The organism is Enterobacter pseudoroggenkampii (assembly GCF_026420145.1).
GTDB classification, from domain to species: Bacteria; Pseudomonadota; Gammaproteobacteria; order Enterobacterales; family Enterobacteriaceae; genus Enterobacter; species Enterobacter pseudoroggenkampii.
Genome location: NZ_JAPMLV010000001.1, coordinates 911,773 through 926,583, shown reverse-complemented (window position 1 = coordinate 926,583; position 14,811 = coordinate 911,773). Strand labels below are relative to the sequence as shown.

The 14,811-nt window shown below is 55.1% G+C and carries 17 protein-coding genes; 2 read left to right on the top strand and 15 right to left on the bottom strand.

All coding sequences use genetic code 11. The features are described 5' to 3' along the window. Positions 1-172: 172 nt before the first annotated feature. Positions 173-1,138, top strand: a complete 966-nt coding sequence (gene ldtC / locus OTG14_RS04520; RefSeq protein ID WP_267214648.1) for a L,D-transpeptidase LdtC — start codon at positions 173-175, stop codon at positions 1,136-1,138. Positions 1,139-1,215: 77 nt separating this feature from the next. Here the strand turns inward: ldtC and bhsA are convergent, their stop codons facing one another. Continuing rightward, positions 1,216-1,473 carry a multiple stress resistance protein BhsA gene (bhsA, locus tag OTG14_RS04515; RefSeq protein WP_008500777.1) on the bottom strand — a complete coding sequence of 86 codons (258 nt, stop codon included), beginning with the start codon at positions 1,471-1,473 and terminating at the stop codon, positions 1,216-1,218. Between the two features lie 244 nt (positions 1,474-1,717). On the opposite strand from bhsA, the gene comR reads away from it, so the two are divergent. Further along, entirely contained in the window at positions 1,718-2,353 is a 636-nt protein-coding gene (gene comR / locus OTG14_RS04510) for a TetR family copper-responsive transcriptional repressor ComR (protein ID WP_028015740.1), read from the top strand. 59 nt (positions 2,354-2,412) lie between these two features. Here the strand turns inward: comR and OTG14_RS04505 are convergent, their stop codons facing one another. The 14 genes from OTG14_RS04505 to pabC all read right to left on the bottom strand — a co-directional run bounded on the left by OTG14_RS04505 (position 2,413) and on the right by pabC (position 14,751). Continuing rightward, positions 2,413-2,952 carry a glycine zipper 2TM domain-containing protein gene (locus OTG14_RS04505; protein ID WP_008500779.1) on the bottom strand — a complete coding sequence of 180 codons (540 nt, stop codon included), beginning with the start codon at positions 2,950-2,952 and terminating at the stop codon, positions 2,413-2,415. Positions 2,953-3,145: 193 nt separating this feature from the next. Further along, positions 3,146-4,450, bottom strand: coding sequence for an NAD(P)/FAD-dependent oxidoreductase (locus tag OTG14_RS04500; RefSeq protein WP_061715538.1), 1,305 nt, complete (start codon positions 4,448-4,450; stop codon positions 3,146-3,148). Between the two features lie 238 nt (positions 4,451-4,688). Further along, positions 4,689-5,231: an alpha/beta hydrolase YcfP gene (ycfP, locus tag OTG14_RS04495; RefSeq protein ID WP_008500781.1), complete on the bottom strand. Its 543-nt coding sequence runs from the start codon at positions 5,229-5,231 to the stop codon at positions 4,689-4,691. Between the two features lie 34 nt (positions 5,232-5,265). Further along, the gene (gene nagZ, locus OTG14_RS04490) at positions 5,266-6,291 is read right to left on the bottom strand and encodes a beta-N-acetylhexosaminidase (protein WP_024909037.1); all 1,026 of its coding nucleotides are present in this window, start codon (positions 6,289-6,291) and stop codon (positions 5,266-5,268) included. Between the two features lie 11 nt (positions 6,292-6,302). Beyond that, complete coding sequence (gene thiK / locus OTG14_RS04485; RefSeq protein WP_267214647.1) at positions 6,303-7,127, bottom strand: thiamine kinase; 825 nt, start codon at positions 7,125-7,127, stop codon at positions 6,303-6,305. Then, the gene (lpoB, locus tag OTG14_RS04480) at positions 7,108-7,755 is read right to left on the bottom strand and encodes a penicillin-binding protein activator LpoB (protein ID WP_267214646.1); all 648 of its coding nucleotides are present in this window, start codon (positions 7,753-7,755) and stop codon (positions 7,108-7,110) included. The genes thiK and lpoB overlap by 20 nt, the downstream gene beginning before the upstream one ends. A gap of 10 nt (positions 7,756-7,765) precedes the next feature. Continuing rightward, positions 7,766-8,140: a YcfL family putative periplasmic lipoprotein gene (locus tag OTG14_RS04475; protein ID WP_267214645.1), complete on the bottom strand. Its 375-nt coding sequence runs from the start codon at positions 8,138-8,140 to the stop codon at positions 7,766-7,768. 1 nt (position 8,141) lies between these two features. Continuing rightward, positions 8,142-8,501 (bottom strand): purine nucleoside phosphoramidase, encoded by a 360-nt coding sequence (gene hinT, locus OTG14_RS04470; protein ID WP_006809243.1) that lies wholly within the window; start codon positions 8,499-8,501, stop codon positions 8,142-8,144. Positions 8,502-8,748: 247 nt separating this feature from the next. Next, a complete protein-coding gene (gene ptsG, locus OTG14_RS04465; RefSeq protein ID WP_023311158.1) occupies positions 8,749-10,182 on the bottom strand; it encodes a PTS glucose transporter subunit IIBC in 1,434 nt (477 codons plus the stop codon). A 297-nt stretch (positions 10,183-10,479) separates the two neighbouring features. Next, on the bottom strand, positions 10,480-11,274 hold the full coding sequence (locus tag OTG14_RS04460; RefSeq protein ID WP_032650858.1) for a metal-dependent hydrolase: 795 nt from the start codon (positions 11,272-11,274) through the stop codon (positions 10,480-10,482). Between the two features lie 10 nt (positions 11,275-11,284). After that, a complete protein-coding gene (holB, locus tag OTG14_RS04455; protein ID WP_267214644.1) occupies positions 11,285-12,289 on the bottom strand; it encodes a DNA polymerase III subunit delta' in 1,005 nt (334 codons plus the stop codon). Beyond that, the gene (gene tmk / locus OTG14_RS04450; RefSeq protein WP_024909031.1) at positions 12,286-12,927 is read right to left on the bottom strand and encodes a dTMP kinase; all 642 of its coding nucleotides are present in this window, start codon (positions 12,925-12,927) and stop codon (positions 12,286-12,288) included. Before tmk ends, holB begins: the two co-directional genes overlap by 4 nt. Further along, on the bottom strand, positions 12,917-13,939 hold the full coding sequence (gene yceG / locus OTG14_RS04445; RefSeq protein ID WP_032650855.1) for a cell division protein YceG: 1,023 nt from the start codon (positions 13,937-13,939) through the stop codon (positions 12,917-12,919). The genes tmk and yceG overlap by 11 nt, the downstream gene beginning before the upstream one ends. A 2-nt stretch (positions 13,940-13,941) precedes the next feature. Next, positions 13,942-14,751, bottom strand: a complete 810-nt coding sequence (pabC, locus tag OTG14_RS04440; RefSeq protein WP_267214643.1) for an aminodeoxychorismate lyase — start codon at positions 14,749-14,751, stop codon at positions 13,942-13,944. Between the last annotated feature and the right edge of the window lie 60 nt (positions 14,752-14,811).

The following is a 14,811-nucleotide window of genomic DNA, read 5'->3' as shown; positions in this document are numbered from 1 at the left end:
GTCCGTGCAGGCATTATTTTATGGGGATCCCTTCCCCTGTTAGCCCAGCGCTACGGGGGGACAATTTACAAACTCTTTGCACTTCACACGATCTTCCCGACATACCCATTCGCCATAATTATGTTTAACGCCTTATAAAACAATAACCTTATCATTTACATGGATTATGGTGATGATGACCTCTTCGCGTTTTACTCGCTGGATGACCCTGTTTGCGCTGGCAGCCACCGTCGCGGTTGCGCTTCCTGCTCGCGCAAACACCTGGCCCCTTCCCCCTCCCGGCAGCAAGGTGGTGGGTGAAAACCGCTTTCATGTGGTTGAAAATAATGGCGGTTCGCTGGAAGCGATTGCCAAAAAATATAACGTCGGTTTTCTGGCTCTGCTGCAGGCGAACCCCGGCGTCGACCCTTACGTCCCGCGCGCGGGCAGCGTGTTGACCATCCCGTTACAGACTATCCTGCCGGACGCCCCGCGCGAGGGGATGGTGATAAACCTGGCCGAGCTGCGTCTGTACTATTACCCGCCGGGTAAAAACGAAGTGACGGTCTACCCGATTGGTATTGGTCAGCTGGGCGGTGACACGCTGACGCCGACGATGGTCACCACCGTCTCGGATAAACGCGCGAATCCAACCTGGACCCCGACGGCCAATATTCGTGCCCGCTATAAAGCTCAGGGCATTGATCTTCCAGCCGTGGTGCCGGCAGGCCCGGATAACCCAATGGGACACCACGCGATCCGCCTGGCAGCCTACGGTGGTGTTTACCTGCTGCACGGCACGAATGCGGACTTTGGCATCGGCATGCGCGTCAGTTCCGGATGTATTCGTCTGCGCGATGACGATATCAAAACGCTGTTTAACGTCGTTACGCCGGGAACCAAAGTGAATATTATCAATACGCCGATTAAGGTTTCTGAGGAGCCGGGCGGCGTGCGGCTGGTCGAAATTCACCAGCCGCTATCGAAAAACATTGGCGATGATCCGCAGACGCTGCCCATTAACCTGAATGCCGCGATGGTAAGCTTCAAAACGAATGCGAATACCAACAGCGTGGTGATGGAGCGCGCGATGGAAGCCCGGTCAGGCATGCCGACCGATGTCACCCGGCATCACGATGTAATCCAGCAATCGATGTAAATCATAAATAAAAAAAACGCCCTGCTCAGCAGGGCGTTTTTTTATTGCAGTGGCATAAATGAGGGTTTATGCCCGGCTTATTTGTAGATGACAGCCGTGCCGTGCAGGGTGTTAGGACCGGTCACAGAGGTGATGCGGTAAGATTTTGCACCCATCTCTTGCGCTTTTTGCGCCAGCTGATCTTCCAGTGACCCCAGGTTAGTCCCGGCAGACGCAGAGATCGTCCCGACTTTATGCTGATCGACCGGAGTGGACTGTACCTGTACAGCAGCAAAGCTTGCGAAAGAGAGTGAACTCAGAACAGCAGCAGCGATGAGGGTTTTTACGTTTTTCATGATGTTTACCTTTAGCAGATGAATTTGGAGGTCGTTATCTATTTAGTTAACGATCGATAGGTAAATCATAAATGTGATCCAGGTCACGCGTCAACATAATTTTATAACGACCATTAATTTAATTTTAAAGTCGTTATTTTTCATATAGATATGATTAATATATTTTTAAGCATTCAGCACTGGTGGTGGGTTGCGTTTATTTTTATAATGGTTATTCACCAAACCAACAGAGGACCAACGGCACATGACAACCGACGTCACGAGTTGTGCGAAGAAAAGCCGTGGCCGACCAAAAGTGTTTGACAGGGATGCAGCGCTTGATAAGGCCATGACTCTCTTCTGGCAACATGGGTATGAAGCAACCTCGCTTTCCGATCTGGTAGAAGCTACCGGAGCCAAAGCGCCGACGCTGTATGCCGAATTTACCAATAAAGAGGGGCTGTTCAGGGCGGTGCTGGACAGATACATTTCGCGTTTTGCAGCGAAACATGAAGCCCAGCTATTTTGTGAAGAGAAAAGCGTCGAACAGGCGCTTCGGGATTACTTCACCGCCGTCGCGACCTGCTTCACCAGTAAAGATACGCCTGCGGGCTGCTTTATGATTAACACCTCTGCCACCCTGGCGGCGTCCTCGAAAGAGATTGCCAATACGGTGAAATCGCGTCATGCGATGCAGGAGGAGACGCTGAGCGCCTTTCTGGCACAGCGCCAGCAGCGCGGTGAAATCCCTGCGCAGTGCAACCCCCAACTGCTGGCACAATACCTGAGCTGTATTTTGCAGGGGATGTCGATCAGCGCCCGTGAAGGGGCTACGCTGGAAAAACTGCAGAATATTAGCGAAACCACGCTGCGACTGTGGCCTGAGCTACTGAAAATCTGAAGCAAAAAAAAGCTCCTCAGCCTGAGCGCATGAGGAGCTAAATTCAGAGAACATCTTTTTTACACTTTGTTATTCAGAACCAGCTGGCCATTTCCATCCAGTGGAATTTGCGTGCCCGGGTCTTTATCCATGCGGATTTTGCCCTGCTGATCGCCAATTTTGTACGTCACGTCATAGCCCAGCATTTTTTCCGACTTGTCATAGACGGTTTTGCAGCGTTGCTGAGTCGTGGTGTAGGTATCATTATCCTGCATCGCGCCCTGTACCTGGTTACCGGCATAGCCGCCACCCAGCGCGCCGACCACGGTCGCCACATCTTTGCCCCGGCCGCCGCCGAACTGGTGACCAATCACGCCACCCGCTACCGCGCCCAGAACAGAACCGGCAATGCGGTTTTCATCCTGCACCGGACGACGGTGCGTCACGGAGACGTTACGGCACTCCTGACGAGGCGTTTTTACCGTTTCTTTAATCGGTGTAGCAGAAACCACCTGCGCATACTGCGGGCCGCGATCTAATACGTTGAGACTGGCAACGGCAGCCACACCTAACGCAGCCGCGACGCCAATCCCTATACCCGCCAACATTGATTTATTCACGGGACTTCCTCCTTTGTTGCTATTGGTAACAATTTTGCAATGGAGGCACGGCTTCGCCAATAAGATAAAGGATCAAAAAAGGGGCGTTGAGAGGAGATATATTGTATTTAGGAGAACTCTCAAGCACTCAAACTGTGATCTACAGCATGAAATGCTAAAAACTCCCTCCGGAGGACCCGGAGGGAGTGAAAGATTAGTGCAGCTTCAGACGCGGACGGATCACGCGGTTGATTCTGCCCACCAGCATCATCAGCCCGGTTTTGAAGTAGCCGTGCAGCGCAATCTGGTGCATGCGGTACAGGGAGATATACACGAAGCGGGCAATGCGCCCTTCTACCATCATTGAGCCGCGCATCAGGTTGCCCATCAGGCTGCCGACGGTAGAGAAGTTTGACAGCGACACCAGTGAACCATGGTCTTTATAGACATAGGCTTTCATTGGCTTGCCTTTGTACTGCGCCAGAATGTTGTGCAGCACCAGGCTTGCCATCTGGTGAGCGGCCTGCGCGCGCGGCGGCACGAATCCACCTTCAGGACGCGCGCAGGAGGCACAGTCACCGATTGCAAAGATGTCAGGGTCACGCGTGGTTTGCAGCGTTGGCTCGGTGACCAGCTGGTTAATGCGGTTCGTTTCCAGACCGCCGATCTCTTTCATAAAGTCAGGCGCTTTGATACCTGCCGCCCAGACCATCAGATCCGCTTTGATATACTCGCCGTCTTTGGTGTGCAGGCCGCCTTCGTCGGCGCTGGTCACCATGGTCTGCGTCAACACCCGCACGCCCAGCTTGGTGAGCTCATTGTGCGCCGCACCGGAAATACGCGGAGGCAGCGCAGGCAGGATGCGTTCACCGGCTTCGACCAGCGTGACGTTCAGCGCTTCGTTAGTTAACCCTTTGTAACCGTAGCTGTGCAGCTGTTTCACTGCATTGTGCAGCTCCGCAGACAGCTCAACACCCGTCGCACCGCCGCCAACAATGGCGATATTCACCTTACCGTTCGCACCCATATTGCTGGTGTACTTCAGGAACAGGTTCAGCATTTCCTGATGGAAACGACGCGCCTGGTGCGGGTTATCGAGGAAGATACAGTGCTCTTTCACGCCCGGCGTGTTGAAGTCGTTGGAGGTACTGCCGAGCGCCATGACCAGTGTGTCGTACGGCAGCTTGCGCTCAGGAACCAGCAGCTCCCCTTTTTCATCGCGCAACTCTGCCAGGGTGATGGTTTTGCTTTCACGGTTGATGTCCACCACCGAGCCCAGCTGGAACTGGAAATGGTGGTTGCGCGCGTGCGCCAGGTAGCTGAGCGCGTCCACACCCTCATCCAGAGAACCGGTCGCCACTTCGTGCAGCAGCGGTTTCCACAGGTGGCTGTGGTTACGATCCACCAGCGTAATTTTGGCTTTTTTACCGCGACCCAGCTTCTTGCCCAGCTGTGTAGCCAGCTCCAGCCCGCCAGCACCACCGCCTACAATCACTATCTTTTTCAATGGCGTAGTCAACGTGACCCCCTCAAATTATTAACCAATTGTTAATTAAAAGTTATAAAAATAACCCTTAATTAACAACAGGTTACAGCACTGAAACCATTCAGGTGCATTGAGAATACCACGTCAGGCGCATTGGTCATACCAAAATTGATATGCATCAAGTTTTGATGGCTTAAAAGTAGACAATTCTGGTCAAAAAGAAAGCCCGGTACGCTTTCGCGGCCGGGCTTTGACGCCTGCGGATAAGGGATTAACCCAGCGTTTTAAACGCTTTGATACGCTGCAGATGCGGGGAGATGTTCTTGAACTTGTGGGTCTGTTCTTCGTCCCAGACGATCTCATAGTAATGATGCAGCAGTTCTGCTGCCCGATGGCTGTTGAGCGCTTCATCATTACGTGAAAGGATCACCAGGCAGCGGTCGCGGTTTTTCTCACGAAAATTGCTGACGCACTTGGTCGCAATATCGACATACTCTTCCGGGCGGTCAATTTTGCCTTCCATGTTCTCGTTCGGGAACAGGTTAGGATTGAACACCACCTGGCGAATGTCGCACAGGAAGCCAATCCGCTCCGCCCAGTAGCCACCCAGCCCCACGCCGCAAATCAGCGGGCGATCGTCGACGTTGAGCTGCAACATCTTGTCCACCTCTTTGAGCAGATGCTGCATATCATGCTTCGGATGGCGCGTGCTGTAGCTGATCAACCGTACATCCGGATCGATAAACTGCAGCTGCAGCACCTTCTCATGATTACCAGGACTGTTTGAGTCAAAACCGTGTAAATAGATGATCATCGTCTTCTCACCACGCTACGCCTTCCGGGAGGGTTTACAGGCTGGCTTTATGTGCCTGCCAGCGCTCATTCAGGTCTTCAAGCCGGGCGTTGACCGTCTTCCAGCGCGCCGAATCCATCAGCTCCTGACGGCTAAATGAACCTTTATGATACAATTGTGTAACACGCTCTGCATTGATCGGCGACAGGTTATCCAGCACGCTCACGGCACCTTTACGATTATTGCAGACCAGGATCATATCGCAACCTGCATCCAGCGACGCCTGACCGCGTTCAGCGTAGCTGCCCATAATCGCCGCCCCTTCCATCGATAAGTCGTCAGAGAAGATCACGCCATTGAACCCCAGCTCCTGACGCAGAACGGTTTTCAGCCAGTGCGGAGAGCCGCTGGCAGGGCGCGGGTCAACGTCGCTGTAAATCACGTGCGCAGGCATAATGGCATCAAGCTTGTTGTCGGTGATCAGCGACCTGAACACCGACATATCTTTGGCGCGAATTTCCGCTTCCGGGCGCGGATCGCGCGGCGTCTCTTTGTGAGAATCCGCCGTCACCGCCCCGTGGCCCGGGAAGTGTTTCCCGGTGGTTTTCATTCCTGCGTCGTGCATGCCGTCGATGAACCGGGTCGCCATGGCCAGCGCAATACGCGGATCTTCATGGTATGAACGCTCGCCAATGGCGGCGCTGATATGCCCTACATCCAGCACCGGGGCAAAGCTGATGTCGATATCCATGGCAATCATTTCGCTGGCCATCAGCCAGCCGGCCTCCTGTGCCAGTTTCCCCCCCTCTTCCGTGCCTAACAGCGCGGCAAAAGACTGGGCTGCCGGCAGGCGGGTAAACCCTTCGCGAAAACGCTGCACGCGGCCGCCTTCCTGATCGACGGCGACCACCAGATGATTGCGCGACGCGGCGCGGATCTGACGCACCAGCTCACGCAGCTGCGCCGGATCGTGATAGTTGCGGGTAAACAGGATCAGGCCACCCACCAGCGGATGCGCCAGAATTTCACGCTCCTCCGCATCCAGCTCAAACCCTTCTACATCCAACATGACTGGACCCACATCCACCTCTCTTATCCTTTCGTTTGTAACTGACGCCAGGCATCGTCTGCCAGCGCAATAAAGTGTTTGTCTCTGGACTGCCGATAGCGCATTTCAAACCAGCCAGCCATTAACATGACGACCCAGGGTCGCCAGCATCTGACCTGACGCCTCAGCGCCTCGGGGTCAATATGTGCCACCTGGGCGTAGTCCCTGATGAGCATTTGCCGCGCGGCGTCACTCTCCGTCCAGACTGCCGCCAGTTCCAGCGCCACATCGCCATCTCCGGCATACTCCCAGTCGATAAGCCTGATGCCCGCTGACGTATGAACAATATTCCCGGCATGAACATCCATGTGCAGCGGCGCGAGCCGAATCGGCTGCGGCTCGCCCGTTTTACGAAGCCGCTTGAGATGTGCCAGCCACATTGGGGTGCGTCTGTCAGGCGCGGCCTGCTGCCAGTAGCGTTCCAGCAGCGGGTATAACGTGATTCGCCATCCCAGACGTGGCTGCCGGTGCAGATGATACAGCATCGCCGCGAGCGCCGGCGTGTCCGGCAGCTCGCTTTTAACGTCACCGTCCAGATAGTCGACGGCCATCCAGCCCTGTCTGAAAAAACGAGGAGCAGGCACGAGATCTGACGGAAGACGTCTCAGGGCACGAAACTGACGACGAAAATGGGAGGCAGGCGCGTAGGGATCGTGATTCTGCCGCAAGACCAGACGGTGTTCGCCCTGCGCTATAATGCAACTCGCGCCGCCAAGCCCGGAGTGGGCCTGCGGCGCGATAAGGCGGTACTGAGGAAAATAGCGCGTCAGAATCTCTTCACGCGTGCTGTCATTGTTGCGTAACCGCACCTTTACCTGACCAGATAATTTCGCCTGTCTGAACCAGCATCAGCTGCATCTGCAGGGCTGGGGTATTCACGTTACCGGTGGCGTTAGAGTAAAGCACATACTGTGCGCCAACGTTACGGGCAATGCCGATCGCCTTGCTGCGTGTGCCGAGACTATCCTGCGGCGAAAGGCCCAGCTGCTGTTTGGCTACCGCGAGCTGCTGAGCCGAGACCAGCGTAAACTTGCCGTTGTTAGCCAGAGCATTGCGCAGGGTTTCTGTCGCTTCGCCCGCGTTCAGTGAACCGTTGGTACGGTTGTTGACGCTGTCGACCAGCAATACGCTGCCCGCCGTCACGCCCTGCGCCTGCAGCATTTTACCGACCATCGGCTGCATTGTCCCATTCCAGTCGTAGTGGCGCACGCGCGGTGCAGGCTGCGACGTCTGATCCGGATGCTCAATCGGGCCAGGCTGCGCCGGTATAGACGGTACGGACGGCACGGTTGGCTGCGGCTGCGTTGGCTGTGTCGGCTGTTCTGTGCCCGGTTTCGCCTCTTCCACAGGCGCAGGCTGTTCAGTTCGGGTCACACACCCTGCCAGGAACAGCGCGAAAGCTGTCACGAGCGCATAGCGGCTCAAGTTTTTAATCAAGGTTCACCCCTCAGAGATAAAGATAAAGTCTCACCTTATGCGCACCCAGATAGTTGGCGCTGCCATAGAGCGTTACCGACGACCTGGCCGGAATGGTGACGCTGCGCGGCGTCTCCAGCGGATGCATTTCGAGACCTCTTACGTCATACCAGAAAAAACGGTAGTGGACCGTCACGGGTTCATGTCTTTCATTAAAGAGCGTAGAGGAGGCAGATGAGTTGATTTCACTGATGGTCAGCGCGGGCTGTTGCGCCGTGATGCCCGCGGCAAGCACGGAGGATTCCATGACCAGCGTCTGTTCATCGTTCACGGGGATCGCCGGGCGCGTGCTGCACCCCACAATCATCATCGTCACTACCAGCGCTGCAATACGCCCTTTACGCATGTCAAAGACCTTTATGTGCCAGCATCGGCCCCAGAGGACGTCCACCCAGCAGATGCATGTGAATATGATACACTTCCTGGCCACCATGACGATTGCAGTTCATGATCAGACGGTAACCGTCTTCTGCAATCCCTTCCTGTTCAGCGATTTTCGCGGCCACCGTCAGCATACGACCTAACGCCACTTCATGCTCGGTTTTTACGTCGTTTACAGTCGGAATCAGAATATTGGGAATGATAAGGATGTGCGTCGGGGCCTGAGGGGAAATGTCCCGGAAAGCCGTCACCAGTTCATCCTGATAGACGATATCCGACGGAATTTCGCGACGGATAATTTTACTGAAAATCGTTTCTTCAGCCATGACCTTTTCCTTATTTGTTTAATCTGGCGCAATGCGTCCGCTGTAAACACACTCCCGGGATCGGTGTGTGACACAATTCAAGAGTATGAGCGAGTTTCTCCTGTCCTTTCAACCTCCTCCCTCGATTTCTTTCCTGAATGTTCATCAGCTGAGTGAAGAGTGACCGCTTGCGCGTCTCAGTGGCGTTTTTTACGACACAAATAAAAAAGGCAGCCATTCGGCTGCCTTAGTCTCCCCAGGTCACAACTTAGTTGCTGCGGATGTACTCATCCATTTCGGTTTTCAGGTTATCGGATTTGGTACCGAAGATTGCCTGTACACCAGAACCTGCAACAACTACGCCCGCTGCGCCCAGTTTTTTCAGACCCGGCTGGTCTACTTTCGCGACGTCGGCAACGCTCACGCGCAGACGAGTGATGCACGCGTCCAGGTTAGTGATGTTCTCTTTACCACCGAACGCGGCAACCAGTGCAGGAGCCATTTCGCTGGTCGCGCCAGCTTTGCTGTCTTCTGTCGCATCTTCACGGCCTGGGGTTTTCAGGTCCAGTGCTTTAATCAGCACGCGGAAGATGGTGTAGTACACAACGGCATAGCACGCACCGACGATTGGGAACAGCCACAGTTTGCTGCTGTTACCGGACAGAACGATGAAGTCGATCAGGCCGTGAGAGAAGGACGTACCGTCACGCATACCCAGCAGAATACAGATTGGGAACGCCAGGCCCGCCAGAATCGCGTGGATAACGTACAGGATCGGCGCAACGAACATGAAGGAGAACTCGATCGGCTCGGTGATACCGGTCAGGAACGAGGTCAGCGCTGCGGAGATCATGATACCGCCCACTTTTGCACGGTTCTCTGGCTTCGCAGAGTGCCAGATAGCAATCGCCGCTGCAGGCAGACCGTACATTTTGAACAGGAAGCCACCAGACAGTTTACCTGCAGTTGGGTCACCCGCCATGTAACGTGGGATATCGCCGTGGAATACCTGGCCTGCTGCGTTGGTGAATTCACCAATCTGCATCTGGAATGGAACGTTCCAGATGTGGTGCAGACCGAATGGCACCAGGCAACGCTCGATGAAGCCGTAGATACCAAACGCCACAACCGGGTTCTGGTAAGCAGCCCATTGAGAGAAGGTCTGGATAGCGGAGCCGATTGGTGGCCAGATGAAGGACAGGATCACGCCAGTGAAAATCGCTGCCAGACCAGAGATGATCGGAACGAAACGCTTGCCCGCGAAGAAGCCCAGATACTCAGGCAGCTTGATGCGATAGAAGCGGTTGAACATATACGCTGCAATCGCACCGGAGATGATACCGCCCAGAACACCGGTGTCCGCCAGGTGTTTCGCGGCGATCTCTTCTGCCGGTAAATGCAGAACCAGCGGCGCAACCACAGCCATGGTTTTCACCATGATGCCGTAGGCAACCACTGCAGCCAGCGCAGAAACGCCGTCGTTATTGGTGAAGCCCAGAGCCACACCGATCGCGAAGATCAGCGGCATGTTAGCAAAGACAGAACCGCCTGCTTCGGCCATCACGTGGGAGACTACGGCTGGCAGCCAGCTGAAGTTAGCAGAACCGACACCCAGCAGGATACCTGCGATAGGCAGTACGGATACTGGCAGCATCAGCGATTTACCGACCTTTTGCAGGTTAGCAAATGCATTCTTAAACATAATTGAGAGTGCTCCTGAGTATTTGTGCTTTTTTTACGCTTTCACGCATTGGCCCGGGGGGAGTACCGTGCCGTGGACAGGACATCTAAGCGCCCTTTATTTATTACACAGAGTAAAATAATTCCCTCTGAGTTTGTTTGACGGCTATCACGTTTCAGCTTAAGGCGGTCGAAAAACTTTCAGTTATTTACAAAAAGCATGTCCGGATGTGTCTAAAAACACCCTCACCGCCCCAAATGAGGCGGTGAACTTTACTCGCTTTACTTATTAATTACGAGCCTAAAAAAAACAGGTGTATCAGACAGATTGCAGGCGGGCGGGGTCGATATGGAACAGCGTGGAGAAGTTTTCCGTCGTCACGCGGGCCAGCTCATCAATGCTGACGCCCTTCAGTACGGCCATGTACTCAGCCACATCTCTCGTCATAGCGGGCTGGTTCTCTTTACCGCGATGCGGTACCGGTGCGAGATACGGAGAATCGGTCTCCACCAGAATACGATCGAGCGGAACATAACGTGCAGCATCACGCAGCTGCTCAGCGTTACGGAACGTCACGATCCCCGAAAACGAGATATAAAACCCCAAATCAAGCAGCTTACCCGCCGTTTCTCTGTCTTCTGTGAAACAGTGTAGTACGCCACCGCAATCCGTCACGTTTTCTTCCCGGAGGATCGCCAGGGTATCCGCACGCGCGTCGCGGGTGTGGACGATAACCGGCTTGTTCAGCTCCCGGCCAATGCGAATATGGTTGCGGAAGGACTCCTGCTGACGCGGTTTGGTTTCCGGCGTGTAAAAGTAGTCCAGCCCGGTCTCGCCCATCGCCACCACGCCCTCTTCTGCTGCCAGTTGGCGCAGATCCTCAACGTCGTACGCTTCGTCCTGATTCAGCGGATGCACGCCGCAGGAGAACACCACGTTATCGCGAACGCCCACCAGCTCACGCATGGAGCGGTAGCCCGGCAGCGTGGTTGCCACCGCAAGACAGAATTTCACATCGCGGGCTGCGGCTTTTGCCAGCACGTCATCCACGTTTTTATGCAGGGATTGATAATCCAGGCCATCAAGATGGCAGTGTGAGTCGACTAAAAACATAATGTCTCTCTCAGAGATGGGAAACAGGCGGTGTGACGCCGGGTTGCAGGTAATGTTCGATACGCAGTAACTGGTCAGTCAGTAAAAGCTCGCGATTAAGACCCGTCACGGTTAAAAGCTGTTCTCGGCTCTGGCAAATTTCATGAAGCATCGCATGAAGAATCGTCCCTGAGAGGCGGTTCGCCAGCGTATTCACCAGCGACCACGCATCCGGGTTGGTCAGCAGCGTTGCCCCTTGCTGAATTTTGAGTGCATCCAGCAGCAACGAGGCCAGCCAGTGCAGACGCTCAACGACCCGATCGCTGTTAAGCGCAGGCAATACGCTTAGCCAGTCGTGGTTATTCAGTGCCGTTTCAACAGCCCGGCAGAGCGTTTCTCGCTCTGACCAGACGTCAGGCTGCAGTAATGCCAGCGCCGCCGCGGGCGCGCCGCTGCTCAGGCGCAAGGCGGTCAGCGCACTCTCAGGTGACGTTGTCACCTCACGTTCAAGCCAGCTCAGCGCCCACGATTCCTGGGGCACCGCCAGGTGATGAAGACGACAACGGCTGCGCAGCGTCGCCAGTACTCGTCCCGGGTCACGACACGAGAGGAAAAACCACGTTTTAACCGGCGGCTCTTCCAGGGTTTTCAGCAGGGCGTTAGCCGCCGCCTCGGTAAGCTGTGTGGCGTCTTTGAGCCAGACCACTTTAGCGCCGCCCAGTCGCGCGTGCTCGTACAATTTTTCGCTGACTTCCCGCACGGCATCAATACCGAGCGCGCTTTTGCCCTTCTCAGGCTCGAGGGTGTAGTAGTCAGGATGCGTGCCCGCCTGCATCAGCTGACAGCCACGGCATTTACCACAGCTCTTGTGCCCTTCCGGCTGCTGACACATCAGAAAACGGGTGATGGCATAAATCAACGCATCATCACCCATCCCTGGCAATGCCTGAATCAGTAACGCATGATGCCCCCGACCCGCCTGATAGCTGCCGATCAGCTGTTCAAAGTGTGGGCGCAACCATGGATACCATTTCATGCCTGCTGCTCCTGCACCCACTGCGTAATGGTATGCTGAATGTCACGCGTGACGTCGTCCAGGGACTGCGTCGCATCGATGGTACAAATTGAGCTGTCCTGTGCGGCAAGTTCAAGATAGCGCGCACGGGTGCGGTTAAAGAAATCAAACGACTCTTGTTCAATGCGGTCCAGCTCACCGCGCGCGCGGGCACGCTTGAGGCCCACTTCCGGAGTCACATCCAGATAGAGCGTCAGATCGGGGCGAAAATCCCCCAGTACGGCATTACGCAGCGTGGCCAGCATGGTCTGGTCGATACCGCGTCCTCCGCCCTGATATGCCTGAGTCGACAGATCGTGACGGTCACCGATCACCCACTTGCCGCCGGCCAGGGCAGGTTTGATAACCGTCTCAACCAGCTGAACGCGCGCCGCGTAGAACATCAGCACTTCGGCTTTGTCAGTGATAACTTCGTCGCCGACGGATTTAATATCCAGCACCAGGCTGCGCAGCTTTTCAGCCAACTGCGTGCCGCCCGGCTCGCGGGTAAATACCATGTCCGCCACGCCCAGCGCTTTTAGCGTATCCACCACCACGTTGCGGGCGGTAGTTTTACCCGCTCCTTCGAGTCCCTCAATGACAATGTATTTACTGCGCATTTTTTTCCTTAAGTGCCTTCAGATAGTCCTGAACAGAGCGATTGTGGCTGGCAAGGTTGGTGTTAAAGGTGTGTCCCCCTTTTCCATCGGCCACAAAATAGAGATACGGTGTTTTTGCCGGATGCGCGGCGGCTTTAAGCGACGCTTCGCTCGGCGTGGCAATCGGACCTGGCGGTAATCCGCTAATCACGTAGGTATTATACGCCGTTGGCGTCTCCAGATCTTTTCTTGAGATCTTGCCGGCATAGCTCTCGCCCATGCCGTAGATAACGGTAGGGTCGGTTTGCAGACGCATGCCGATGCGCAGACGGTTGATAAATACCGATGCCACCCGATCGCGCTCGGCGGCAACGGCGGTCTCTTTCTCGATAATTGAGGCCATGGTGACAAACTGGTTTTGATCTTTATACGGCAGCCCGTCCATTCGCCCTTCCCAGGCGGCATCCACGGCGGCGACCATTTTTTTGTGCGCCCGCTTAAGAATCGCCACATCAGTCGTGCCTGCGGTATACATCCAGGTATCCGGCCAGAACCAACCTTCCACCCACTCAGGATGCTCAAACTTGAGCACGTCGGCCACCGTCTGATAGCTGTCATCCTTCAGGGTATGCTTAATATACGGCGCATCGCGCAGCTGTTTGAGGTAATCGCTCAGGCGCATCCCTTCCACAAATCGCAGGGGGAACTGGGCTTCCTTGCCGCTTTCCAGCAGCTGCAGCATCTCTCTGACGGTCATTCCCGGCGTAAAGCGATAGGTACCGGCTTTGAAATGTGACAGCTCAGGCTCCACGCGCAATAACCACTGGAATACCCGTGGACGATTGATAATCTTGTCGCCATAGAGCTGTTCCCCAAGCGCCTGGCGGCCGGTTCCCGCTTTCAGGGTAAAGATCGTTTCGTCTTTAACCAGGATCTTGCTGTCAGCCAGCTGGCGAACTTTCCATACGCCAGCTCCGCCAGCGACGCCCAGCGCAACGATGAGGATAAGGACAAAGCGCAACATTTTTTTCATGACTATCTGGTTTGCTCACATATCGGGGCTAAAAACTGAAACAGCTCGCGCGAAGACCAGCGTTGTTGGCCATACGCACGGACGGGTACAACAGGCATCAGCGCATTGCAGATGATGACTTCATCGGCAGTCTGTAGCGCGGCTTCTCCTGCGCTAACTTCGACAACGCGATAGCCAGAGCGTGCCAGCTGTTGCAGACAAAACTGACGCATTAACCCATTTACGCCAGCGTGTTCCAGCGACGGAGTGAACACCTCTCCCCCCTGCCGCCAGAGTAAATTAGCCGCACAGCATTCCGTAATGAACCCTTCGCTGTCAAGAACCAGCGCCTCATCGGCGTCCGTCTGTTCAAGATGAGTACGAATGAGCACCTGCTCGAGGCGATTGAGATGCTTAAGCCCGGCCAGCATCGGGTTCCGTCCCAGTCGAACCGGGCTCAGCGTCAGCGTGACGCCGTCTTCTCGCCAGCGAGAGTAATGTGCAGGATAAGCAGAAACGGAGAGAATACGCGTTGGGTTGATACACGATGCGGCGCTGTAACCCCGGCCACCACTGCCGCGACTGATGATGACTTTGAGTACGCCGGTGTCCTTCCCGGTTGCCAGCTGGCACATTTCCTGGCGCAGTGTGTCCCAGTGCGTAAAGGGGATCGTTAACTTTTCACAGCCATGCTGCAGACGTCGAATGTGCGCCTCCAGCAGGCAGACATCGCCATCCAGAATGCGCGCCGTTGTAAAGCAACCATCACCGAACTGTATCGCCCTGTCGCTGGCAGGCAGCGTGTCCTGCTCAAGGCCATTGATTAAAAACATGGTGGCTCCTTATGCGTGGGCATTTAGTCTGGCAGGATGTCATGCAGCCGACAAGAAGAT